General features: G+C 52.7%; 25 protein-coding genes. 12 read left to right on the forward strand and 13 right to left on the reverse strand.

Going from position 1 to position 24,897, the window contains the following annotated elements:
* From FMR86_RS18035 to FMR86_RS18090, 12 genes are all read left to right on the forward strand, one after another.
* On the forward strand, window positions 1-2,144 hold a 2,144-nt coding region (locus tag FMR86_RS18035; protein WP_163352800.1), incomplete at its 5' end, for a DNA topoisomerase.
* 14 nt (window positions 2,145-2,158) lie between these two features.
* On the forward strand, window positions 2,159-2,353 hold the full coding sequence (locus FMR86_RS18040; RefSeq protein WP_163352801.1) for a hypothetical protein: 195 nt from the start codon (window positions 2,159-2,161) through the stop codon (window positions 2,351-2,353).
* A 2-nt stretch (window positions 2,354-2,355) separates the two neighbouring features.
* A complete protein-coding gene (locus FMR86_RS18045; RefSeq protein WP_163352802.1) occupies window positions 2,356-4,671 on the forward strand; it encodes a zincin-like metallopeptidase domain-containing protein in 2,316 nt (771 codons plus the stop codon).
* 145 nt (window positions 4,672-4,816) lie between these two features.
* A complete protein-coding gene (locus tag FMR86_RS18050; protein WP_163352803.1) occupies window positions 4,817-5,107 on the forward strand; it encodes a hypothetical protein in 291 nt (96 codons plus the stop codon).
* Between the two features lie 384 nt (window positions 5,108-5,491).
* Window positions 5,492-7,726 (forward strand): cation-translocating P-type ATPase, encoded by a 2,235-nt coding sequence (locus tag FMR86_RS18055; protein WP_163352804.1) that lies wholly within the window; start codon window positions 5,492-5,494, stop codon window positions 7,724-7,726.
* Window positions 7,726-8,037, forward strand: a complete 312-nt coding sequence (locus FMR86_RS18060; RefSeq protein ID WP_163352805.1) for a hypothetical protein — start codon at window positions 7,726-7,728, stop codon at window positions 8,035-8,037. The genes FMR86_RS18055 and FMR86_RS18060 overlap by 1 nt, the downstream gene beginning before the upstream one ends.
* Before the next feature lie 26 nt (window positions 8,038-8,063).
* Window positions 8,064-8,729: a hypothetical protein gene (locus FMR86_RS18065; RefSeq protein WP_163352806.1), complete on the forward strand. Its 666-nt coding sequence runs from the start codon at window positions 8,064-8,066 to the stop codon at window positions 8,727-8,729.
* Window positions 8,730-8,762: 33 nt separating this feature from the next.
* Window positions 8,763-9,374, forward strand: a complete 612-nt coding sequence (locus FMR86_RS18070) for a magnetosome protein MamC (protein ID WP_163352799.1) — start codon at window positions 8,763-8,765, stop codon at window positions 9,372-9,374.
* 21 nt (window positions 9,375-9,395) lie between these two features.
* A complete protein-coding gene (locus tag FMR86_RS18075; protein ID WP_163352807.1) occupies window positions 9,396-9,752 on the forward strand; it encodes a YtxH domain-containing protein in 357 nt (118 codons plus the stop codon).
* A gap of 11 nt (window positions 9,753-9,763) precedes the next feature.
* The gene (locus FMR86_RS18080) at window positions 9,764-11,899 is read left to right on the forward strand and encodes a heavy metal translocating P-type ATPase (protein ID WP_163352808.1); all 2,136 of its coding nucleotides are present in this window, start codon (window positions 9,764-9,766) and stop codon (window positions 11,897-11,899) included.
* Window positions 11,900-12,643 carry a FeoA family protein gene (locus tag FMR86_RS18085; protein ID WP_163352809.1) on the forward strand — a complete coding sequence of 248 codons (744 nt, stop codon included), beginning with the start codon at window positions 11,900-11,902 and terminating at the stop codon, window positions 12,641-12,643. It abuts the gene before it with no gap.
* Window positions 12,644-14,728: a heavy metal translocating P-type ATPase gene (locus FMR86_RS18090; RefSeq protein WP_163352810.1), complete on the forward strand. Its 2,085-nt coding sequence runs from the start codon at window positions 12,644-12,646 to the stop codon at window positions 14,726-14,728.
* A gap of 320 nt (window positions 14,729-15,048) precedes the next feature.
* Here FMR86_RS18090 and FMR86_RS18095 read toward each other — a convergent pair whose 3' ends face one another.
* The 13 genes from FMR86_RS18095 to feoB all read right to left on the reverse strand — a co-directional run bounded on the left by FMR86_RS18095 (window position 15,049) and on the right by feoB (window position 24,879).
* Window positions 15,049-15,195 (reverse strand): hypothetical protein, encoded by a 147-nt coding sequence (locus tag FMR86_RS18095; protein ID WP_163352811.1) that lies wholly within the window; start codon window positions 15,193-15,195, stop codon window positions 15,049-15,051.
* 14 nt (window positions 15,196-15,209) lie between these two features.
* Window positions 15,210-15,431, reverse strand: a complete 222-nt coding sequence (locus FMR86_RS18100; RefSeq protein WP_163352812.1) for a hypothetical protein — start codon at window positions 15,429-15,431, stop codon at window positions 15,210-15,212.
* A 16-nt stretch (window positions 15,432-15,447) separates the two neighbouring features.
* The gene (locus FMR86_RS18105) at window positions 15,448-15,780 is read right to left on the reverse strand and encodes a magnetosome protein MamC (protein WP_163352813.1); all 333 of its coding nucleotides are present in this window, start codon (window positions 15,778-15,780) and stop codon (window positions 15,448-15,450) included.
* 31 nt (window positions 15,781-15,811) lie between these two features.
* Window positions 15,812-16,159 (reverse strand): hypothetical protein, encoded by a 348-nt coding sequence (locus FMR86_RS18110; RefSeq protein WP_163352814.1) that lies wholly within the window; start codon window positions 16,157-16,159, stop codon window positions 15,812-15,814.
* A complete protein-coding gene (locus FMR86_RS18115) occupies window positions 16,159-16,398 on the reverse strand; it encodes an HMA2 domain-containing protein (protein ID WP_163352815.1) in 240 nt (79 codons plus the stop codon). Before FMR86_RS18115 ends, FMR86_RS18110 begins: the two co-directional genes overlap by 1 nt.
* 271 nt (window positions 16,399-16,669) lie before the next feature.
* Complete coding sequence (locus FMR86_RS18120) at window positions 16,670-17,569, reverse strand: metal ABC transporter solute-binding protein, Zn/Mn family (RefSeq protein ID WP_163352816.1); 900 nt, start codon at window positions 17,567-17,569, stop codon at window positions 16,670-16,672.
* A complete protein-coding gene (locus tag FMR86_RS18125; protein WP_163352817.1) occupies window positions 17,569-18,474 on the reverse strand; it encodes a metal ABC transporter permease in 906 nt (301 codons plus the stop codon). The genes FMR86_RS18120 and FMR86_RS18125 overlap by 1 nt, the downstream gene beginning before the upstream one ends.
* A 9-nt stretch (window positions 18,475-18,483) precedes the next feature.
* Window positions 18,484-19,203 (reverse strand): metal ABC transporter ATP-binding protein, encoded by a 720-nt coding sequence (locus FMR86_RS18130; protein WP_163352818.1) that lies wholly within the window; start codon window positions 19,201-19,203, stop codon window positions 18,484-18,486.
* The gene (locus tag FMR86_RS18135; protein ID WP_163352819.1) at window positions 19,203-20,114 is read right to left on the reverse strand and encodes a metal ABC transporter solute-binding protein, Zn/Mn family; all 912 of its coding nucleotides are present in this window, start codon (window positions 20,112-20,114) and stop codon (window positions 19,203-19,205) included. The genes FMR86_RS18130 and FMR86_RS18135 overlap by 1 nt, the downstream gene beginning before the upstream one ends.
* Window positions 20,114-20,926 (reverse strand): DUF6162 family protein, encoded by an 813-nt coding sequence (locus FMR86_RS18140; RefSeq protein ID WP_163352820.1) that lies wholly within the window; start codon window positions 20,924-20,926, stop codon window positions 20,114-20,116. Before FMR86_RS18140 ends, FMR86_RS18135 begins: the two co-directional genes overlap by 1 nt.
* Before the next feature lie 96 nt (window positions 20,927-21,022).
* Entirely contained in the window at window positions 21,023-21,850 is an 828-nt protein-coding gene (locus tag FMR86_RS18145; RefSeq protein ID WP_163352821.1) for a DUF4198 domain-containing protein, read from the reverse strand.
* 88 nt (window positions 21,851-21,938) lie between these two features.
* Window positions 21,939-22,256, reverse strand: coding sequence for a hypothetical protein (locus tag FMR86_RS18150; RefSeq protein ID WP_163352822.1), 318 nt, complete (start codon window positions 22,254-22,256; stop codon window positions 21,939-21,941).
* A gap of 94 nt (window positions 22,257-22,350) precedes the next feature.
* Window positions 22,351-24,879, reverse strand: a complete 2,529-nt coding sequence (feoB, locus tag FMR86_RS18155) for a ferrous iron transport protein B (protein WP_163352823.1) — start codon at window positions 24,877-24,879, stop codon at window positions 22,351-22,353.
* Between the last annotated feature and the right edge of the window lie 18 nt (window positions 24,880-24,897).

Genomic DNA, 24,897 nt, shown 5'->3' on the forward strand with positions numbered 1-24,897 from the left:
CGGAAAAACGGGATGTGGCGGAAGCCATATCTCAAGCCCTCGGCGGTCCTGCCAGACCGACCGGAGCGGCTTTCCATGTCAACGGCGACAGCATCACATGGCTCTGGGGTCATTTGTTGCGGCTCACTGATCCAGAAGAACACGATGATCGTTACAAGCTCTGGGATCTCAAAACACTGCCCATGCGATGGCCGGTCAGCTATGTCCCGGAACAAAAGCACGCCGCCCATCTGAAAAAAATCATCGAAATGGCCCATCAGGCTGACGAGCTGATCAACGCAGGCGACCCGGACCCGGAAGGTCAGCGGTTGGTGGATGAGGTCATCGAGTTTGCCGGATTAACGAGTAAGCCGACCAAACGCCTCCTGATCAACGACAACAACGGCCCGGCCATTCTGAAGGCCCTGAAGGTCATGGAGGACAACCGCAAGTACCACGGGCTGTCCATGTCCGCGCTGGCCCGTGCGGTTTGCGACCAGCGTGTCGGTTACAACCTGACCCGCTGTTATTCCACCATGGCCCAGAAAAAGGGCTATCAGGGCGTTCTGTCCGTGGGCCGGGTCCAGACTCCTATTCTGGGGCTGGTGGTTGCCCGTGATCGCGCCCATGAAGGGCACGAAAAGCAGGCTTACCACATCGTCAAAGCCCGGATTGCTATGGCGGGGCAATCGGTGGACGCTGAGTTTATTCCGGCGAAAGATGCACCCATGGACGACAAAGGACGGATTATTGATGCTGAATTTGCTCTCAAGATTGTGGGCGAGATTCAGGATAAATCGGCAACAGTCCATTCCGTGCAGACCACCGAGCGCAAGAACGATCCGCCCCTGCCATACAACCTGCTGGCCTTGCAGGCCGATGCTGCCGGACTCTGGAATTTCAAGCCCAAAAAAGTCTTGGAAATCACCCAGCGACTGCGCGACCAGCACAAAGCAATCACTTACAACCGCAGTGATTGCCGTTACCTCAACGACGAACGGCACGCTGAAGCTGCGGAACTCTTGTTGTCCCTGACTCCGGCCTTCGGAGACATGGCTGAATATGCCGCACCCAAGCTCAAATCCAAGGCTTTCAACTCCAAGAAAGTCACCGCGCACCATGCCATCATCCCGACCATGAACGTGCCGGAACTGGACAAGCTCACGCAGGATGAACTGAGCATTTATGAGCTGATCGCCAAGCTTTACATCGCCCAGTTCTATCCCCCGGCAAAATTTGTAAGCACCAAGGTTGAACTGGAAATTGCCGGTCACACTTTCAGGGCTGAAGGCAGGGTTAACAGTTCTCCGGGCTGGAGGCTGCTAGATGAGCTGGCCCTCAAGGAATACGAAAAGGCTGAACGGCAACGGGATTTGTACCGGCTTCAACAAGGAGATTCCGGTCCGCTGGAATCAGCCGAATCCGTACAGGCTTTCACCAAGCCCCCGGCACGTTACACCATGAAAACCCTGCTCAAAGACCTGACCTCGATTGCAAAGTATGTGACCGACCCGGAAATCAAGAAGCTGCTCTTGGACAAGGACAGCGACAAGCAGGACGAAGCTGGCGGAATCGGAACTCCGGCCACCCGTGACGCTCATATCGATACGCTCTTCAGGCGCGGCTTTCTGGGCGAGGACGGAAAGAAGGTCGTCAGCACCGAGCTGGGTCGCAATTTCCACGATGCCCTGCCGGAATTTGCTGTGAAACCGGATATGACCGCGCTCTGGCATGAGAAGCAAAAACAGATTGAAGTCGGAGAACTGAACCATCTCAAGTTCATTGAGGAAGTGGAGAGTTCGGTCGCTAGGGAAATTGAGCGCGTTAAACGCGAGGGGCTGAACATCAGGATTCAAGGGGTGCAATGCCCAAAATGCAAAACCGGAATTCTGCGCTCCCGCAAAGGCAAGACAAAATTCTGGGGCTGCTCAAATTATTCCGACTGCAAAACAACCTTCCCTGATAAGTCCGGCACGCCGGATCTCACGGCCAAGCCTGCCAAAAAGCTGGCAGCCTCCACGGAACACAAATGCCCTGAATGCGGCAAGGGCCTGATCCGCAGACCGGCCAAACGCAAAGGGTTGTTCTGGTGGGGATGCAGCGGATTCCCGGACTGCAAATTCCGCTGCTTTGACGAGAAAGGAAACCCCAAACTTGAAAACTAAACCAAGGAGAAAAAATGCACACAAACGATGAAATCAAAAAACACATGGATGCACAGGCCCGGCAGATTGACCGCGAACTAAGCGAGAACCCCGGTGCGGCCATGGAAGTAGATCAGGAGCTGGCCGACCACATGGGTGCTTTTGAGGAAACCGCACTCAGCCTTGAAGATGCTGAGGATGCTTCCTTCGATCCTTTTGAGGAGGAATAGACATGGCTAAAGACAAAACTCCATACTATCAACGGTTTGCTGAAGAAATCATCGAGAAGCTGAAGGACGGCACTGCACCGTGGATCAAGCCTTGGAAGCCCGGTGAATATCAGCCCGCCTTCAATCCGGTTTCCGGCACTGTCTATCGTGGAATCAACCAGCTCATGCTTGGTTTGGATGATCTCAATGACCCCAGATTCCTGACCTACAGACAGGCGGAATCCAAAGGCTGGCAGGTCCGCAAGGGTTCAAAATCCCGCTCCATTGTTTTCTGGCAGATGTCCCGCCAGATCGCGCTCAAGGATGATGACGACAAGAACATTCTGGATGAAGACGGCACCCCCCAGACGCAGACTGTCATGCTCTCAAAGCCGATTATCCGCTTTTCCAATGTCTTCCACGCCAGCCAGATTGACGGAATCCCGGAATGGGAAGGCCGGGAGATCACATGGAACCCGGATGACCGGGCCGAAATCATCCTCCAGAACTCAGGGGCCAGCATCACCCATGATCAGCGCAACAAGGCGTTTTACAGGCCGTCCTCAGATGAGATTCACCTGCCGCCGCACGCGGCCTTTGGCAACTCTGACCAGTATTACAGCACAGCCCTGCATGAGCTGGGACACTGGACCGGACACGAATCACGTCTCGACCGGGAATTCGGCCCCTTCGGTTCCGAGATTTACGCCAAAGAGGAACTGCGTGCCGAGATTGCAAGCTGGATGATCAGCGCGGAACTCGGCCTCAGTCACGATCCCAGCCAGCATCTCAGCTACGTTGATAACTGGGTCAAAGTGCTTGAGGAAGATCCCTTTGAAATTATCCGGGCCTGCCAGAGCGCGGAAAAGATCAAGGATTACACGCTGGATTTTGAAAAGGACCGCAGCCAGCAAAAGACAAGAGAAGAAGGTATCTTAATCTCCGCTTCGGACAAGGCCAAGCTTGAGCAGCGGGAATCAATGTATGGACTCCCGACCAAAGGCCGGACCTATCTCAAAGTGCCATTCTCAGAAAAAAATGAAGCTAAAAAGCTTGGGGCCAAATGGGATAAGGACAAGAAAATGTGGTTCGCTCCCGAAGGCACCGACCTTGATCAGCTCGCCCGCTGGATGCCTAACGCAAAGGGGCAAGAACCTGCCACCAAACCTGAACAGCAGAAAGAAAACACCGTGAAAAATATTGCAACGGAAAAGACCTATCTGAACGTGCCGTATAAACAGAAATGGCTGGCGAAAAAGCACGGAGCACGCTGGGACAAAACCTCCAAGCTCTGGTTTGCGCCCACGGGAACCGATCTTGGTCCGCTTGCCGAGTGGCTGCCGAAAGAAAGGATCATCACCCCTGAAACAAACGCTATTCAGGAATTCGCCAAGGCCATACAGGAAGCCGGACTTGATCTTCAGGGCCAGATGCCGATCATGGACGGAACTCTGCACCGCGTGCCTGTCATAGACGGCAAACCCAATTCCAAGGACGGCGCATACAAGGGTTTCCTTGACGGCCACCCCGCCGGGTTCATCCAGAATCACAAAACCGGCCTGAAAATGAATTGGAAGGCTGAAGGAACAGAGCTGACAGAAGAACAGAAAGCCCAGCTCAAAGCACAAGCTGCCCAGAAAAAGATGGAACGGGAAAAGGCCATCGCCGAACAGCGAGAAAAGGCCTCAAAACGTTCCTACGCCAAGTGGACCAACGCCAAATGGGCCACCAAACAGCAGGAATACCTGAGCAAGAAAGAAGTCCCCAACTACGCGGTGAAGGTAAACGAACGCGGGGATCTGCTCGTACCGGGCCGTGACGTCGAAGGCCACATCCACACACTGCAAACCATCACCCCGGACGGCAAGCTATTCGAAAAAGGCGGCTTGAAAGCAGGCATGTTCCACACCATCGACCCCGGCGAAAAGATCGCCAAAGGCGGGCCGATCCTCATTGCCGAAGGCTATGCCACAGCAGCCAGCGCACACATGGCAAGCAATATGCCCACAGTCGCAGCCTTTGACGCTTCCAATCTCGAACCGGTCGCCAAGGCCCTAAAAACCAAATACCCCAAAAGCACCATCGTGCTGGTCAGCGACAACGACCATCACCTCAAAAACAATGTCGGGGTAGAAAAAGCCGAGGCCGCAGCCAAAGCTGTCGGTGGCCTGCTGATAACACCCAAATTCAACGAGGCAGAAAAGACACAGGGGCTGTCAGACTTCAATGATCTGCACCAGTCTCGTGGAATCGGAGAAGTACAGAAACAGCTCTCCCAGACTATCAAGATGGCAAAATCCATGAAGGCCGGGGAATTGCCGTTGGCTATGGCGATGTAAGGATTAATAGATGGGCTCTGAGGGGGGACCATCCAGGATGCTTAGACTGCAATTAATACCAATTGACAAAATCTATTTGAATTTGTATCCATGACTCAAATTGAGATTCAATTTCAAACTCAACAAAAAAACACGAGCAACAATCATGAATACATTCCCCGAAAATTCAAAATATTCTTTCCCCGAAGTGGAAATTAAAAAGAAGAAAACCAAAACAAAAAAGTTCCGCCAGTGTAAAGACTGTCCCTTGCAGCCCAGCACAACCAAGACTGTTTCCAAAGTCGGCATGGTTGCCACACTTGGTGCTTCGGCTGCTTCTGGCGTGCTAAAATTCAAAGCAGCAAAACCCCTACACATTTGGGCATCAGTTGCATTCCTAGGCTTCACTGCCCTCCACTGGGCGGTTTCAGCCAGACCGGCAAGGCCTGCGAAATAATACTCATGCCATTCAGTGAATTATTTTCTTAAAAATGTCATTCATAAGTCACTACTTCCAGATTCAAATGCGCTGATTTCCGTCTGCGCGTGGGTGATTTTGCTGCAATATCTCCACGTTCACCCTCTTTATTTTAATTCTCTTCTATCAATTATAATAAACTCGTGACAATGACTTGGAATTTCATTATCAACCTCATGTTCGGCTTTTAATACATTATTTATAATTCCACCCCGCAATTATACTGCGAGACTTTGTGAATTATAGCCGGACAAGGCAAACCCTGTTTAATTGAACAAATCGAGCTCTGCATTGAAAATGAATATCACGTTCTCGATTTGTATAAAAACCAAATATGACTATTAAAATTAGTTGGGATTAACTGTGAAACAAAATATTGTATTACGACATTCCACTCGCGGCAGAGTAAGATTCAACATCCGCAATCTTGTCAGAAATGACCACCTTGCCCAGAATCTTGACCTGGAACTGGGCAGGACCGGATATGTTGAAAATGTGCGCACCAATATCCGCTGCGGAAGCCTCATCATCCGTTTCAAGGCAGATAAAACCAGTGCGGAACAGCTTTATGCGTTTCTTAATGAGCTGCTCGGCTCGGCTGAAATCAACAGACCGCTGGGCATCGGCGGTCCCGCCTGTGCTTCCGACCTCTGCGAATGCAACGCCTGTGAAGTGACCCATGCCGGATGCAATCCGGTAAAATCAGCTTTCAGACGGTTTGTTGCCGTCAGTGCCGTCATGGGCGTTGTCTTTGTACGCACATCCATTCTGGGACTGACTGTGGCTGAAACCGCGCTTAGCCCCTTGGGCATCATTGCCATGGGACTTTCGCTGCCGCTCTTTAAAAAGGCATACGACCAGTTGAAAAGGAAACGGTTCACACTTGAAGCCTTCCTTGGAGCCAGCTGTGTTGCCGCTGTTGCTGCCGGAGAAGCCCTGACCGCCTTTGAAGTGCTCTGGATCAACTCCGGTGCCGAGCTGGTCAAAGCGTGGATTACCGAACGTTCCCGCAAATCCATCAGCAGTATTCTGGAAGTGACTTCCCATCACACCTTTGTGCTGGTGGACGGAGTGGAAGTTGAACGGGAAGTCAAGGACCTGCGCAAAGGCGATATCGTTGTCCTGCACACCAGCGAAAAGGTCTGCGTGGACGGCGAAATCATCGACGGCGAGGCCCTCATGGACGAATCTCCCATTTCCGGGCGTTCAGACTTCGTGCCCCGTCAGGTAGGTGATGAAGTTCTGGCCGGAACCTTTGTCCGTCAGGGTGTTATCTATGTACGGGCCAATGAAGTGGGCGATCGTACCTACCTCTCAAGGGTTCTGAAAATGGTTGAAGATTCGCTTGAAAACCGCGCCCCCATTGAAGGCATCGCCGACCAGCTGGCCGCCAACCTTATCAAAGTGGGCTTTGTGACCACTGCGGGAACATGGCTCATTACCGGAAGCCTCTACCGGGCATTCACTGTGCTGCTGGTCATGGCCTGCCCCTGTGCAACTGTTCTGGCGGCCTCCACTGCGGTTTCCGCAGCAATCAGCGCGGCAGCCAAACGCAACATTTTAATCAAGGGCGGACGTTACCTTGAAGAGGTCGGTAAAACAGATACCGTCTGCTTTGACAAAACAGGAACCCTGACCACCAACGAACCGGTGCTGGCTAAGATTGTTCCTTTGAACGGCTCAAACGAAGAGCGCATCCTGCAAATGTCTGTTTCAGTGGAAATGCACAACCATCATCCTCTGGCACAGGCCATTAAAATGGAAGCAGATGCCCGCGAAATCGCGCCTGAAGAACATTCAGTATGCGAATATTTTCTGGGCATGGGCATGCGTGCGGAAGTCAGCGACAACGAAATTCTGGTCGGTAACCGCAAGCTCATGGATAAACATGAGGTGGAAATTGCGGATGCGGCGAAAAAAACAGCTCCCCTGCGCAGGCAGGGCCGCACAGTGCTCTTCGTAGCAGAAAGCAAAAAAATCATCGGACTGCTGGCCTTCGACAACCTGATCAGGCCCGAAAGCACCGAAGTATTGCAGCAACTGAAACACAACGGTGCTGAAAATATCGTTCTCATCACCGGCGATGAACCGAACACTGCCAAAGAGCTTTCCAGACGTCTGGGCATCCCCAAGGTTCATGCCTCGGTAATGCCTGAAGACAAGGCAAATATTGTCGATGAAATGCAGGCCGCAGGCGCAGCAGTGCTCATGGTCGGCGACGGCGTGAATGACGCTCTGGCCCTGACCCGCGCTGACGTCGGCGTCGCCATGGGAGCCGGGGGAAGCGAAGTCGCCATTGAAGCGGCGGACATCGCTCTGGTAAATGATGACTTAAACGGACTGGTTTATGTGCAGTCTTTAAGCCAGCAGACCCTGAAAGTGGTTCACCAGAACTTCTGGATCGCCACCGGATCAAACCTTGCCGGGGTTGTCTTCGGTGCCTTAGGCATGCTGACCCCGATCATGGCCGGTATGATCCACATTGGACATTCTCTGGGAGTACTGGCAAACTCAGCACGTTTGCTGCGCTATGAGCCGCCCGCGCTGGCAATAGAAACAACTCCGATAGACGTAACTCCAAAGGAGCAATTGACATAATGGATTTTCAATTGTTGATGGAACTTCGGGACTACCTGACGATAAAACATCATGTTCCCGGACGCATCCGCATAAAATTAGCCGCAAAACTGCTGGCTGATCCAAGGACTAAAAAGCTGAAAGAGGAGGCAGGGGAAACCCCGCCTCCTTGTATTATTAGCAGCAAGTTCAATTTTTTTACCCGCAACGCTGTCATTGAGTACGACCCGGAAGTAATTAGCCCGGAAAAACTGCATGAGGCGTTGACCACCGACGACCCGGAAAGATTTCAGGAACTGGCTGCGGAATTTGAATCAATCATGACCGCATAACCATGTTTAATAAAGGAGACGAAAAGATGGAAGACACCAGACAGGCCTACGCCGCCCCCGGCGATCCCGCTGAGAATGCTCAGGCCCAGCCCAGTGTCCAGCAGGCCGCACCACAGCAACCGGCTGCGCCGCAACAGGCAGCGCAGCCCCAGATGACTGCCCCCCAGCAGCCCTCTGCCCAGTACGCTCAGCCCGCCATGGGCTCAGTGCAGTACACCCAGCCGCAGGCCGGGGGATTTTACCAGTATGTACCCGGAGCAGGATTCGTGCAGGTTCAGCCGATGCAGCAACCGGTACAACAGTCCGCGCCGACCATGCAGTCAGCCCAGACGTTTCAGCCTGATTTAAAAACTCAGGCCGCTGCCCAGCCCGTTGCTGGTGCCGCAGCAGCACAAGCCGCACCCGAAACCGCCCAGACCAAAGTTGACCAGAACAAACTCGGCCAGATGTACGGCGTAATGACCGACATCATGAACGGTGAAGCCGATCCCGAAAAAATCATGTCCCTGTTTCAGGATACTGACGGTGATTTCTGGAAAGGTGCCATTGTCGGTGCCGCAGTGGGGTTCCTGGCCAGCAATGAAACTGTACGCGGTACTGTGGCCGGAGTAGTCGGTTCCATGCTCGGCGGGGAAAAAGATCCCGAAGGGCCGCAAGTAACCGTACCCACCGACACTGAAAACGAATCTTAATACTATTCTCTACCATAATCGAAGGATTTTAACATGGCACAAAACAACGATAAAACAACCCTGCTCCAGACAACCCTCGGCACCGCATTCCTCGGTGCAATCATCGGCGGCACCGGAGCGGCAGCAAAAGCAATCCGTGAAGTGAGCAACGAGCAGAAAAGCAAAGAAGAAGCTGTAATCGACGTTGCCAAGGAAGCCGGGGCAACAGCTGTTGCGGCGGGTGTATCCGCTGCGGCAGTCGGTGCTCTTAAACTCGGTCCGGTCCTCTCCACTGTGGGCATCATCGCCGTGGCAACCGGAACGAAATACGCCATGGACAGCGTGCTCAAGCCTGCTGAAGCCCTTGCGGAAGTGAAGGCTCCGGCCAAGAAAAAGCACGCTCCTCTGGTCATGGAACCCAAGGCCAAGCCGAAGAAAAAACACGCCCCTCTGGTAATGGAATCAAAGGAAGAAAAACCTAAAAAAACAACCAAAGCTGCTGCCAAGAAAACCACGACAAAGAAAACAACAGCTAAAAAGACTACAGCCAAAAAAGAAACAACCCAAAAAGCCGCACCCAAGAAAACCACCGCGAAGAAGACAACTGCTAAAAAAGCAGAAGTCGTTAATATTGATTCCAGCAAAAGCGAACCAACCGAAAAATAAGACGAATAGAAGGAATAAAAAATGAACGACTACATCAATCAGCCCCAGCCCGGCACGTCTCCCGACGAAACTGTTTCACAGTCCAGCACCGAGAATTTTGTTGTACAGCAACCTACCCAGACCGCAGTAGCCGCAGCCCCGGAAGCTGCTCCGGCAACGACTGATTCCTCCTTGACTTCATGGGTAAATGTAACCAATACGGACTACCTCAAAGGTCTGGCTCTCGGCGCGGGCATCGCCCTTGTTGCAACCAACCCCACCGTGCAGAAAGCAGTGGTCTCCGGCACTGTCAAGCTCTGGGCTGCCCTTCAGGGCGGAGTGGAAGAGCTGAAAGAACAGGTTCAGGACGCAAAAGCTGAAATCAGCCAGCAGGATTAGTGAGGCAAACCATGACCGTGAAAACGGAACCCAAAAAAGCCTTCTCCATTGCCCATGAGGTGAAAAAAAGGATCAGACTGCGCAGTCGCAGACTTTTCGATCCCTCGCTGGACCTCAATTATCTTGAAGCAATGGTTGAAAACCTTCCCGGCGTATCCAGTGTCAGGACCAATAAATGGGGTTCAAGCATTGTCATTGAATATGACGGCAACCGGAAAAACCGGGAACGCATCCTCAACCTGCTCGAAAATATTCCCATGGAAGCATACATGCCCGGCGGAGTGGAGAATGAAGAAGTTTCCCTGCCCACAGTGGCAGCGCAGGGTGCCACAGCAGCCCTGACCCCCTTCCTGCCTCCGCAGGCAGCGGCTCCGGCAAGCTGGCTCATGGGCATGCCGACCATGCTCGAAGGTCTGCATACCCTGCTCTATGACGGCGTAAAAGTTGAAGTGCTCGATGCTTCGGCTGTCGCATTTTCCCTGCTCAGACAGGACTATTTTACGGCCAACGCCATTGTCGCCATGCTCGGTCTCGGCTCCTACATGGAAAGTCTGGCCGAGAAAAAATCAGATGACCTGCTTAAAAGTCTGCTCCGCCCGCAGGTGGAAATGGTCTGGGTTGAGCGTGATGCTCAGGAAGTCCAGATTGAGTTCACTGACCTTGTCGTCGGCGATCTGGTCATCTGCGGTTCCGGGGAACTGATTCCCGTAGACGGCGTGGTTGTGGACGGCGACGCGGCCCTGAACCAGAGTTCCATTACCGGGGAATCCCTGCCTGTTGCCGTTACCGAAGGGGACGAAGTCCTTTCCGGCGCGGTTGTTGAAGACGGACGCATCAAAATCGCGGCCAGCAATGTCGGCGGCGAAACCAGCATGGCCCGCATCGGAAGATTTCTTGAAAACTCCCTGCGCACCCAGTCCACCTCCCAGAAAAAAAGTGACGAACTGGCCGACAAGCTGGTGCCCATCACCTTCGGCCTCGGCCTCGGTCTCTTTGCCCTGACCCGCGACATTACCCGTGCGGCTTCCGTGCTCACCGTTGACTACTCCTGCGCCATCAAGCTGGCTTCCCCGGTAGCGGTCAAGACCGGAATGCACGCGGCAGGACACAGCGGCGTACTGCTCAAGGGTGCGCAGGCTCTCGACAACCTTGCCCGCATCGATACCATTGTTTTTGACAAAACCGGAACCCTGACCCGTGGCGATTTACAGGTTGCCGATGTCATACCCCAGCCGGGCATGTCGGCTGAAGAACTGCTCTCGCTGGCCGCCGGGGCTGAAGAACATTATTCCCACCCGGTAGCCCGTGCGGTCGTAGCCGAAGCAAAATCCCGCGAACTGGAACTGCCGCCCATAAGTCAGGTTGACTTTATCGTGGCCCACGGTGTTTCCGCCTATGTTGAAGGAAAGCAGGTGCTGGTAGGCAGCCGCCACTTCCTTGAAGATGACGAAGGCGTTGACTGTTCCGGCGTTGAAGAAGCAGGCAGAGAACTGCGCGCCAACGGCAAATCCTTGCTCTACGTGGCCCGTGCAGGCAAGCTGCTCGGTATCATTACCCTGCGCGACGAACTGCGCGAGGAAGCCTCCGAAGCCCTTGCCATGCTCAAGGAACGGGGCATCAAAAAGATCGTCATGCTCACCGGGGACCATCAGGATACCGCCAAAGCAATTGCCGCCGAACTGGGCTGCATTGACGAAGTCCACTGGGAGCTCAAACCCGAAGACAAAGCGGATCTGGTCAAGCAGCTTCAGGAATCCGGCGATTTCCTCGCCTTTGCCGGAGACGGGGTCAACGACGCCCCGGCACTGGTTTCCGCCGATGTGGGTATCTGCATGCCCGGCGGAGCGGACCTTGCCCGCGAATCCGCACAGGTTGTGCTCCTAGAAGACGACCTGCGCATTCTGGCCGTGGCCCGCGATGTAGCCGAAAACACTCAGCATGTGCTTAAAAGATGTTTTCAAGCCGCTGTGGGCATCAACTCCGCAGTGCTCGTCGGAGCCACCACCGGAAAACTTTCCCCGGTTGTCTCCGCATTCCTGCACAACGCCAGCACACTGGGCATTCTGGGCTACGCTGCCGCAGCAGGCAATAAGAAACCGGCTTCCGCAGACCTGATTTCCTCTGCCGCAACTCTGGAGAAAAACTAGATGTATACAAGCTTATTCAATGCCCCCACCGGGGTTCCGCTCAAGATATCACGCATCAACGATGAAGATCTGGAAGCCCGCATGGGCCGCATGGGCCTTTTCATCGGCGGGGAAATCACCCGCCTTGATGAAGAAGTAGCCCTGCAAACCATCCGGGTCAAAGGCCCCAAGGGTGAAGTTGTCCTTGGCGGCGGCATGGGCGGCAAGGTTATCGCCCATCTTGATGACGGACGCATGGTTCCCCTGCTGGAAATGAAACCCGGCGAAACAGGGCACGTGGAATGCGTCACCGCCGGAGGCCCCCTGCGCGAAGGCATGGCCGCCCTTGGCCTGAAGGATGACGATAATATTGAAATGATCCGTATCCTGCCGCCCATGGAATTTGTCGCCGTAATCGAAGGGCGCGGACGCATCCGCCTTGCCGAAGGCATGGCCGCCAAAATTCTCGGACACATGGGCGATATTGAATGCCAGTTCGCCAATGCCCAGGCCGGGGTTGATTTTGTGGTCGACAAGATCATCGGCGGCAAACGCGCCCAGCGGGCCATCGGTTCCCTTGAAATCACCCCCGGACTGACCCTGCGTCTTGAATCCGTGGAAAAAGCCCCCAGCTATCAGATGACCGGACGCAGCCGCTGCGTCATCAGCACCCATGAAGGCTTGCGTTTATTCCTGCGCCACGACCAGTCCGACATGGTCATCGTCACCTATGACGATGAAGACGAGACCGGGGAAGAAGCATAAATGAGCACAGCAAAAGCTCACGGACCGCGCATAGTCCATGAGACTGCCAAGCGTATCCGCTTCAAATGGTCCAGACTTCTCAGCCCGGAGCTTGACCCGGATTATCTGGAAGCATGGCTCAGCAATCTGCCCGGAGTGGATGCGGCAAGGATCAATCCCCCGGCCCGCAGTCTGGTCATTAAATATGATGGCACAGCGGACAACCGCGAGCAGATTCTCGCCGGGTTTGAGCGCATTCCCAGTGATGCCTTCGGTAAAAAGGAACCTGCCGGGCGCAGGCGCAGATTGATTGACGCCGCCTTCAGCGCACATCTTGCCGCAGTCCTGCCCTTCGTGCCTCCGGCTGTACAGGCCCCGGTAGCCATTGCCATGGGCGGACCGGTGGTTCTCAGCGGACTCGATTCTTTGATCAACGAAGGGCTTACGGCCCGTGTTCTCGATATGACCACCATCGGAGCCAGTCTGCTCAGAACCGATTTCACCACCGCCGCTTCAATCGCGGCCATGGTGGTGGTCGGTGATTATCTGCGCACCATGACTGACGACAAATCCAACTCCCTGCTCAAAAGCCTGACCGCCGATCCGGTGGACAAGGTCTGGGTCAAACAGGACGGCAAAGAACAGGGCATCAGCTTCGATGAAGTCAAAATCGGCGATACAGTCCTTTGCGGCAACGGAGATCTGGTCGCCGTGGACGGGGTGGTCACAAAAGGTGAAGCCCTGCTCGATAAAAGCTCCATCACCGGGGAATCAACTCCGGTCACTGTCACTGCGGGTGATGAAATCATTTCGGGCAGCGTGGTTGTGGAAGGTAAGTTGGAGATTTCCGCCACACAAACCGGTGCCGACACCAGCATGGCCCGCATTGCCGAGTTCATGACCCGCGCATTGCAGGAACAATCCAAAGCCGAAAAACAAAGTGACCGCCTTGCCGATGCACTGACTCCCATAACACTGGGACTCGGAGCCGCACTTTACGCTGTCACCGGCGACATGGAGCGGGCTTTATCCGTACTGACCATTGATTTCGCCTGCGCGGTAAAATTCCCGGCTCCGGTGGTCATCAAGACCTCCATGCACACCGCCGCCAAGGAGGGGATACTCTTTAAGAGCGGATCTGCCCTTGAATATCTGGCCGAGGTTGATGCCGTCGTCTTTGACAAAACCGGGACCCTGACCTGCGGAGAACTGGCAGTCACAGACATCGAACTCTGCGCCGACTATGATGAAGATGAATTCATCAGGCTGGCCTCGGCGGTGGAAGACCGCTACGGGCATCCTGTCGGTCTGGCTATCATCCGCAATGCCGAGGAGCGGAACCTGACACCGCACCCGGCCACGGAAATCGACCTGACCATAGCCCACGGTGTCAGCGGCATGGTGGGCGGGAAACTGATCCGGGTCGGCAACCGCCATTTTATTGCTGATGATTGCGGGGTGGACTGCTCCGCTGTTTCCGAAAAAGCAGCAGAACTACGCGCTGAAGGCAAAACCCTTGTCTATGTTTCCGCTGACGGAGAGCTGATCGGTATTGCCGCACTCATGGACACCATCCGTGATGAAGCCGCAGAGATTGTTGAATCATTAAAGGAAAACGGCATCAAAAAAGTAATCATGCTTACCGGGGACCATAAAGGGACCGCAGATTTCTTTGCCGCGCAGTTCCAGCACGTGGATGAAATCAGGGCTGAACTAACCCCGGACAAAAAGGCAGCCGAGGTAAAAAGACTTCAGGACGAAGGATACAAAGTCGCGGTGGTGGGTGACGGGGTAAATGATGCCCCGGCCTTCACTGTAGCCAACGTGGGCATCTGCATGTCCCAAAGTACCGGACTGGCCCGTGAATCCGCACAAATTGTCCTGACCAAGAATTCCCTGCACGGGTTGCTTGATGCACGCAGCATTTCACTGCGGGTTAATACTATTCTGAAGAACTGCTTCAGGACCGGAGTGGGAGTCAATGTGGGACTCATGGGCGCGGCCACTGCCGGGCTGCTTAAGCCCACCGCAGCAGCAGCCCTGCATAACCTGAACACCTTCGCCATACTCGGCGCGGCAGCTTGGAGTTCTTCTCGAAGAATATAGTTTGGATGCGCTTCGCGTTTTTTGATTGAAAGATTTTGCCTCCGGCGGCTTAAACCCTTTTGCAAAAGGGTTTAAGAATCCCAAAACCTTTTATTACGGCTTCGCCGTTTTGGATTTCAAAGATCGTCTTAATAAACTATATGCGATAGCTAACTAAAACGTCTTTGAAAGAGAGGGGATGGGGTCTGGGGAAGGGGAGAGAAAAGCTTTGGGCGTTAGCAAAGTTTTCTCTCCCCTTCCCCAGCCGCCGGAGGCATCAAAAAAAGCCCATGTTTCCATTACCGGAAACATGGGCTTTTTGATCTTCTCTTAGGGACTAACTATTTACCGCGCTTGCCGCCGCCTTTTTTCGCGACAGGTCCGCCCTTTCTATGGGTATGACGATGACGGTTCTTGCCGCCGAATATCATGGGGACCAAAACAAGAGCCGAAACAGCTCCCAATGCAAAGGTAAACAGAGAATTCATAATCCCTCCCTGATCTAAGCTTCAACCTCGGCTTCAGCCTTGGCGTCTTTGATCATTTCTTTCATTTCGTTGCTTGCTTTCTGAAAAGTGTCAACGGTCCAGTCTTTAGCCTTGATACCGGCCTTGATGGTGCACTGGGTTGCTTTTTTAACTGTTTCAGATTTGGTGGCTGCGTATCCGAGGGCTCCACCGACAACAGTACCTGCTGCAAAAATAGCTACTCTTCCGAGACTCATAATTTTCTCCTTATATTTAAGCTGAAACTTCTTCAGCGTTGGGTTCGGGCTTGAAAGCGAATTTCTTGTCCCAAAGGTGTTTGGTCCCGGCGGCCACGCCCACGATGCTGACCACGCCCAGCAGCCCGGTCAGGCCGAGAATACCGGTCACGGCGACTCCGGCGGCTGTGGAAAGGCCGGTTCCAACCGCTTCTTTGCCGATGTCGGCTGCGGCTTCGCTTTTGGTCATTTCGCCATCGCTAATACGTTTAATATCTTTGGCTGCTGCGACAGTAGCACCGACAACAGCACCCACAGTACCTGACGCGCTTACTGCGGCAGGGAGTAATACTCTGGAATCTACAGCCATAACGGAACTCCTTAAAACCCGGAAACCGGGGCTAGTTCAAAAATGTGGACAAATCAAAATTCACTACGTCGGCCAGTTCCACTGCGGTTTCCTGAAACTCGTCCGCGCTTTCACAGGTAAAAAGCCTGTGCATAAGCTGAGGATCGATAATTTCATCATCGTACTGCATGGTCATGGAACGGGTCAGCGGGTTGAACGAAGTCTTGCCGATACCGGGCATATCCTGCCCCTTGGGCGGTCCGAACCCGTTCACCTTTACGTACTTTATTACCTTGGGATTTCCGATAACGCCAAGGTCGAATTTGAGTTTCAATTTACCGGGAACATGACTGCCTACGGTGATATGGTCACGCAGGCCCAGCATGAGATCAAGATCCATTACATAACCCTCTGAGTAGCCTGATTTTTAAACATATCGACTACTTCCTTTTCAGTATATACAGAACCGTCAAAACGGACCACGAGTCCGGCGCAAAGCCTGTTTGCCCGTGCCCAGTGGATGCCTTCAATATCTTCAGCGTATTTTTCAAGACTGCTGGCAGTCTTGGCATTGCGCACAGCGGGAAGCTTAATTCTCACTCGGTGGGGCAAACTGTGTTTTACTCTAACTTTTTCCATAGCTAGACTCCTTAAATGGCAAATATTCTAAATCAATTATGGACAATTAATATGAGCCCATTATACGCCGCAAAATCTTTTAGTAAAACGTGGACAGTGAGTTCCATTTTCACGTGAGATCGAAATTGATATACATTACCAAATCAAATACATTTAAATTCAACTACTTACGGGAAGCAAAACAAAAAAAGATAACCCTGCCGAAATAGACAGGGTTATCTTTCATAATTTTTTTTAAATCTTTTTTGGTATAATAAAATCAAATTCAGCGTCAACTCTTTCCAACAAGAGCCGAAAGATTACTCTTATACCACTTTAAAAGCTGCTCAAGGGGAGCCGCTCCTTTTGAATAAACAAATTTATTCAACACCACCGCCCGCGCCCCGGAATCAGCGATTACTTTGGCAGCCAATTCGCCCGGTTCCCAAGGGCAGATCACGGTTTTGACTTCATCCTGTTTGATCAATGCACCGAGGTTCTGCGCATCGCCTTCGGTCCAGTAATCTTCCTGTTTCAGGAAATGAAAATGCACATTGAGACCGAATTCATCAGCAAGATAAACGTAACCGGCGGTCAACGCGCCGAATTCGTTGGACTCCAGATCAAGAAATTTATCCTCATATTCAGCCCGCAACTTGAACAAAGCAGCCTGTAATTTCTTCAAGTTACCGTTAATCTTCTCTGCCTGATCCGGGTACATCCGGCCCAGATCATCTGTCACGATGGATGCCATGCGGGTCAGGTTGGCCGGACTGCGCCAAACGTAAGGAACATAGGTTCCGTTAATTTCCGTGAGCGGCACCCCGGCACCGTAGCCGTCAAGAGGCTTCCCGGCATCAATGTCCACAATACGGATATTGCCCCTTCTGGCCCACAGGTAAAGGGGGTCGGCAGCCCAGACTGAAGTGACAGCAACTACAGCATCGGCTCTAGCTGCCTTGGCAAAAAATTTCTTTTGGTGTTTTTTGAAATAGGCCTTGTGTCCGGCCATGGAATAAACTCCCGGCACCACGTTCTCTACATTAATATATGTATCCGCACAAAGCACTTCGCAAAGCACCTGCGTAATATCGAGTGAGGTCAGCACAGTTGGCCTTTCTTCTGCCTGAGCGACAGAACCTGCCCCGAACAAAACCACCGCCAACAAAAAGATAAACACTGATTTCTTCATTACGCACCAGCCTGTTTGAATGAACCGGAAACAGAACGCAGAGCCGCAGTTCCGGCAAAAATGAACGAAGCCACAAGGATGATCGCACCGCCGGATGGAACCGGAATCTCAAACTGCATGGGAATAATAATCCCCAGAATGCAGCTCACGGTGGCGAAAAGAACACTGTAAAAAAAGAATCCTTTGATGGAACGGCTCACGTTACGCGCCGCCGCAGCCGGAATAATCAGCAAAGCTTCCACCAGCACCGCGCCGACAATTTTCAAACAAGCCACGGTAATAACAGTGATCATGAGCACGAAAATATAGTCGTAGAGCTTGGCGTTGATTCCCCGGACCATGGCCAGCGAAGGATTGAAACTGGCCAGCAGCATGCGGTTGTAGAGCGGAAACCCGATGCCGATACACAGGGCGGCGATAATCAACAGCACGTTCATATCGGTATCATTGACCGTCAGAATCGAACCGAAAAGGATGTTGTCCAGCACATGCATATTCACTTTACCGGTCACATAAAGCAGCACGCAGGCCCCCACCGCAAGGGAGATGGAAAGAAAAACCCCGATGACCGTATCCTGTGTCATGCGGGTCCGGTTGCGGGTATAGTTCATTGCCAGCGCGAAAATTATGCAGAACCCGAAAAGCGATGCATAGGGTGCGGTAACAGGCTCACCCAGCAGAACACCGATGGCCACCCCGGTCAAAGCGGCCTGCCCCACTGCCTGCGAAAAAAAAGCCAGTCGCTTAGCCACAACCATGGTCCCGATGCCGCCCAGAAGCGGCCCGGCCATTAAAGCGCAGATCAAAGCATTAACAACAAAAGCGTATTGCAAGAATTCGGGAAGCAGACCTGCTTTGGCCCATTCCATAATAGGAAGACGGATCAAATCGTATATGTATTCCATGTTTGTGCCTTAATTAGAAGAAAAAACAGTAAAAATACGTTCGGTAGTAAGTTCCTGCTGCGGATCACCGGAAAAGAGCACAGAGCGGTTGATGCAGGTCACCCCGTGGGCCATATCACGCACTACTGCGAGATCGTGGTGAATAATAAGCACGGTGGTCCCGGCTGCACAGAGGTCTTCGATGATCTTATGCATGATAGCCGCTCCGGCCTTATCAAGCCCGGTGGCGGGTTCATCAAGGATGAGCAGCTTGGGACTGGGCATCAGCGACTGGGCCAGCAGCACCCGCTGCCTCTCACCGCCGGACAGGGAGCCGAAAGGCCGCTCCATCTTTTCAGCCATCCCGACCCTTTTCAGGGCCTGCAAAACTTCCGCGCTCCGGTCCTTTTTCAAACCCAGAAATGCGGGACGCCTTTTCTGACCGACCATGGTCATGAAATCGACTACGGTCATGGGCAGGGTATCGTCAAAATCAAGAGCCTGCGGCACATAACCTACGGTGGATTTGCCGTTCCAGCAGACCGTAATATCCCCGCTGTGCGGCATCTGGCCCAGCAGGCAGCGCAGGAGCGAGGTCTTGCCGCCGCCGTTGGGACCGATAATGCAATGAATGGAACCGGATTCAACCTTGAACGCGACTTTATCCAGAATTTGATTGCCGCCCAGCTTCAGGCCTACATTATTAAAATGAATGGAAGGCCCTTTTTCCAAACTGATTTCAGTCTTCATTACTTGCCTTCCTTCAACTTCTGGGCATCTACAAGGGCATCGGTCAAGGCTTTCAGGTTGGCCTCAATGCCCTGCTCAAACCCTTCTTCTGTGTATTGGCCGTTGGTCAGGTGGGAAAGATGGCGGATACGGATTCCGGTTTCCTTATGGATGGTGTCCACATATTTGTCCGGGAAAGCCATCTCAGTAAAGATAACGTCCACGCCCAGCCGTTTGATCTCGTCAATGGTTTTGGCGAGCTGGCTGGCGGTGGGCTTCAAGCCGTGGCCCGGTTCGATGACCGCCGTGACCTGCAAGCCGAAATCCTGAAACAGGTAATCGTAGCCGCCGTGGATGGTGGCGCAGCGGAATTCCATAGTCGGCAAACCGGCAATGCGCTTCATGTAACCGGCCTTGAGTTTGCGCAGCTTGCGGGCGTAGTTGCGGGCGTTCTTGCGGTAAAGTGCCGCATTTTCGGGATAAAGCTTACCGAGTTCCTTGGCGATGGTGTAGACCTGCCGCACGGAAGCAGTGATTGAAACAAAAGTATGCGGGTTGACGATCTTGCGCCCGTCCAGGGTGCCGCTGACCGGGATAAGCGAGACATCCTTGTTGGCCATGATCAAAGGCAATTTGCCCTTCATGTCCGCAGCTTCAACAATTTCAAAAGCGAACTCATCATGGCCGATGCCGTTGACCACCAGAGCGTCAAGGGTCATGCATTTTTTAATGTCTTCGGGCTGGGGGCGGTAGTTGTGGGGGTTGAACCCTTCTCCGATGAGTGGAATAACTTCGGCACTGTCACCCACAACGGCCTTGGTAAAGCTGTAATAGGGATGCAGGGTCACCCCGATACGCGGTTTGGCGTTTGCAAATACGGCAGCCGGGAGCAGACAAACAAAAAGCAGTGTAAAAATTATTTTTCTAAGCATTAATTGAACTCCTCGCCCTTGGTGCGTTTCATTTCGTCTTCTCCGCTGCGGGAGACTATTTCCTTCCAGCCAGCGTTAATCAAGGCCTGATCCGTAATTATGGTGGGAAAAGATTTATCGTTTGCAGCATGAAACCAGATTTCATAAGGAGCGTGGCCCTGCTTGACCTTATGCCCCCCCTGCGGGTGAACATGCGGCTGCTCGGAATCCATCTCCTCCATACCTGTGGTCATGGCAGGAAATTTTTTCTCTGCGGGCTGCGGAGTTGTCTCATAGGAATCTATTTTAAAAGAATCGAGTTCCGCCTGTGCATCGGACACGGCATTACCCTGCTTTTTTACATGGTCATGAATCATAGCCAGCAGGAAAGTTCCCCTGATCTTATCACTCTCTTTTGAAATGCCCCGGTAGAGGGCCAAATGTGAATATCCGCTGTCCAAAATTTTTCTTTGCCAAAAGATACGGCCATCTTTTTCCCAGCCGCTGTCCTTAGTAAAAGGGGGAATAAAATCTTCTTCCAACTCGGCAACGGTCGGCCAGCGGTTATTATCATCCGCGTGGATGGCATCGATTTCGGCCCCGGCACTTACCAGTCCGTTGTACACCGCAAGTTCCTGCGGGTTGAGTGAATCAAAGGCATTGATCTGCCAATCGGGAAGGGAATATTCTTTTTTGGAAATATGCCTGAGTGCGATGCTGGAAGCACAAACAACAAGCGTAAGCAGCATGGCCGCGAAAACAAATTTTGTTTCCGTGCCGGAACTGGAGGGACGGATCACTTTTACGCAACCCGCATTATCTGTATGGCCCATGTGGAAACCTCGTCACAAAAAAAATACGGCGGGCCGGGGAGAAACGGCCCGCCGTTATGGAGGATACTCTGTTACGGTAGAGTACGCTTTGGAATCTTATTTCATGTCTTCGGCTTTGATCCAGATAACTGCATCCTGACCGAGTTCTTTACCTTTGTATTCTTTTTCAGGACCTACGCCCAAAGCTGCGAAGCCCCACCAGCCAGCCTTGGGAATACCGAAGGTGATGTAGCCGTTTGCATCGGAGAAAATGGTCTGGGTCACGAAGGAATCGTGGGGGTAATCAACAGAGGATTCTGCGGGCATGGAGTTGGTTTTGAGATTGGGCATGTGGCTCATGTACTCAACTTCAACTTCAGCACCAGCAACAGGCTTGCCTTCGGAAAGTACCTGAGCTTTGAACACGTTTCCGGTCCATACGCCGTAAGGCTTGATCAGAGGCACGATTTCGCAGGGAAGACCTACAGGCTCAGCCCAGTTACCGGGAACGCCGCCAACGTTAGCGATGAGTTTGGTGATCTGCTGCATGTAAACGTCTTCTTCTTTTTCAAAGTAGTAGCCGGGCTTCATGACAAAAACATAGTCACCCATAGAACGAACGAGCTTCTTGGGGATCTTAGCTTCATAAGCGGGAGCACTGGAGTGGGGGTTTTTCCAGGTAATTTCTTTCAGGTACTGCTTGAGGTCTTTTTTCTTCGCTTTGGAATCACCGCGCTGGCTGATGACATAGAATTCCTCAATGCCGCCCATGTCCATCATGTGCCCTGCTTCAGCCGGGTGGGTGAATGCGATACGCATGTCCATTTCCTGCCCCTTATCCATAGCGATTTCAGGAGTGTACATTACCATGAAGTGGGCAAAGGCACTGCTGCCGAATGCGAGCACGAAAAGTGCGGCCAAAGGAAGAATAAAACGAGCTTTCATCATCGTTCTCCATTTTTGACTTTGAGTACTAATCTCAATATTACTACAAAAAATTAAGCACAGGACCATCCCATGCTTAATCAAAACCTTACTCTACGATGTCGGCGCCATTGACTTCGATCTGATGTCCTTCGCCAGCATCAAAAATTACCATGTACGCACCAGCGGGCTTGTTAAATTCGTATTCACTGTCTTCGCTCATCGCACCCTTGAGGATGGTTTTGCCGTTGCCGTCTTTAACGTACATCTTAACGCCTGCAGCGGAAGAACCATCAGAGAATCCACCTTCGCAGGTGATGGTGTTGTCACCATTATCGAAACAACTCACGAGCGGGGTGTGGGCAAAAGCCTGTCCGGCGAACGCTAGAAGTGCGGCCAAAGCCAGAACTACTGTAATCTTTTTCATTTCAATCTCTCCTGTGAACGATTTATGGAACTTTTATAATTCAGGGTGATCCGGGGACGGAAACCCCATCCCCGACCCCCTGTTTTCAGACTTATTACTCGGTCACCCGTCCGCTGAAATCAGGCAGCGGTTCCGGGTCCTTGCGCCAGCTGTTGAACAGCCCCAGCGCAATGGTCAGCAGAACCGTGAATCCGTAGAATATCCCCATCATCTGGATTCCGCTTAGGTTCGCGGCACTGCCGCCGGTATAAACCACCGATGCAGCCAGAAAGCCGAGGGCGGTAGGAAAAAGAATGGAGAAGGTCATCCATTTATACGATCCGGTCTGGACTTTGATCATGATGGTGGTCGCCAGACAAGGCGGGTAAAGGGCGAAGAAAATCATGACCGCCAGAGCGTGCAGCGGGGTGAATCCGCCTTCGCCGGACTCGCTGCCCACGCGCTCTTCAAGGCTTTTATTTTCATCCGCGCCCTGCTGGTAAAGCACACCGATGGTGGCAACGCTGGATTCACGGGCCGCAAAGGATGACATGATCGCCACGTTGATTTTCCAGTTGAACCCGGCCCACTGGGTCACAGGTTCAAGGCTGCGCCCGACCATGCCCAGAAAGCTGTTGCTGATGCGGACTTCCTTCATCTCACGGCGCAATGACTTACGGGAGGAAGAAAGTTTACGCAAAGCACGGTTCACAACCTTGGCGTCCTTATCCGCTCCGGGCTTGAGGAACATGTACATGCCCGGATATTCAGCTTTGTACTTGTCATTAAGAGCCAGTGAAGCTTCCTTGCCGCGGATGGACATCTTGTCGTTCTTGTAGTCGTGGTACAGGTTGAGCAGGTTCACAACAGACTGAACATCGCCAAACTGTCCGGCATAGGAACTTTTCTTGATTTTGGTCTGGAAGGTCACCAGAGCCTGATCCATACGCCCCTCGAATTCAGCCATCTTCTCAGCCGGAAGGCCGGGGAACTGAAGCAGGGTGAACACGCAGACGGAAACGGCAACAACAATGGAACCGACCTTCTTGATGTACTGCCATGTGCGCTCAACAGCCCTCTGCCCTACTCCGAACAGGGTAGGGGGATGGTACTTGGGCAGTTCCATGACAAAGGGAGCGGTCTCCATGGTTTTGAGCACCGTGGAGGTCAAAAGCTTTGAAATCAGCAGGGCCGCGAAGATGGTAAAAGTGGACAGAAAAAGCATGGCCCACGATTTATACTCAACAAAAAATACGTTGATCAGCAAAGTATAAAACGGAATCTTGGCCAGGCAGTTCATGTACGGAACAGTGAGAATAGTAGCCATTCTGGAACGCTCGTCCGGGATACCTTTGGTAGCCATAACACCGGGAACCGCACAGCCCCCGGCGAATACGCCGCCCAGAATATAAGGTAGGGTCGACTGCCCGTGCAGACCGAAGGAATGGAAAAGTTTATCCAGAATAAAAGCGATACGGGCCATGTATCCGCTGTCTTCCAGTATGGCGATCAGCGAAAAGAGGATCACAAAAATAGGAATATAGTTGAGCAGACCGTTGGCGGAGTCCACCATCCACAAGCCCATGGAACGGACATAGGGATCTTCCAGCAATCCGGCAGCGGGCAGGAGATCAGCGATGAAACTTCTCACTTTGGCGAGGTAAGGCCACCAGTAGTTGGTCAGCTCATAGCCCTGCACAATGGCAAGCTGGTAAATGACGAAAACAGTAGCCACCAGAAAAAAAGGAGCGGCAAAGCGGTTCAGGACGATATTATCGATCATGTCGGTAATTGTGTCGCGGCCTTCTTTCTCTTCAGTCACGCAGGATTCGACAATATCGGTGGCAAGGCGGTCACGGCAGCCGAGCATGAAATCGGCGACATCCATGTAATGGTCTTCCTCGAACTTGTCCCTGATCTCGTTCGCCTTGGTCTGCGCTGCGCTGTTTTCGCCGAGCTCTTCGCGCACAATGCGCTGCGCTTCACTGTCGCCCTCAATGAGTTTGACCGCCATCCAGCGCAGGGGATATTTGCCCTGCATCTTTGTTTTGCCAAGCTCCTCTTCAAGAGCGGCAACTTCGGGCTCCAGCTCTTCGTAGGTCACGCGCAGAACATTATGTTCCTTCCTGTTGGCGGTGGCGATAATGGCGTCACGGAGTTCGTTCTTACCCTTGCCCCGGCGGCCCACAGTGGGGATGACGTCAACACCCAGACGGTGGCTGAGCTTCTCCACATCCACATGGGTTCCGTTACGCTTGGCAACGTCCATCATGTTCAGGGCCACGGCAATGGGAAAATCCATTTCCAGCACCTGCAAAGTAAAATACAGGCTGCGTTTCAGGGATGAGGAATCCAGAACATTGACAATGACATCAGGCTGCTCGGTAAGCAGAAAGTCGCGGGCAACCCGCTCTTCCAGTGAAAAGGAAGTCAGGCTGTAAGTTCCAGGAAGGTCAACGGTTTCCACCCGCACATCTTTGTAGCGGTAGAAACCTGTCTTCTTGTCCACGGTTACACCGGGATAGTTGGCGATATGCTGGTTCGCCCCGGTAAGCATATTGAAAGTCGTCGATTTACCGGCGTTCTGCTGTCCGGCCAGCCCGACCAGAAGATTATCTTTGCGGGCCTCGTTGCTGCTGCTCATTATTTTAGTCCTGTATAT

Origin of the sequence: Desulfovibrio sp. JC010 (genome assembly GCF_010470675.1) — a bacterium.
Classification (GTDB): domain Bacteria; phylum Desulfobacterota; class Desulfovibrionia; order Desulfovibrionales; family Desulfovibrionaceae; genus Maridesulfovibrio.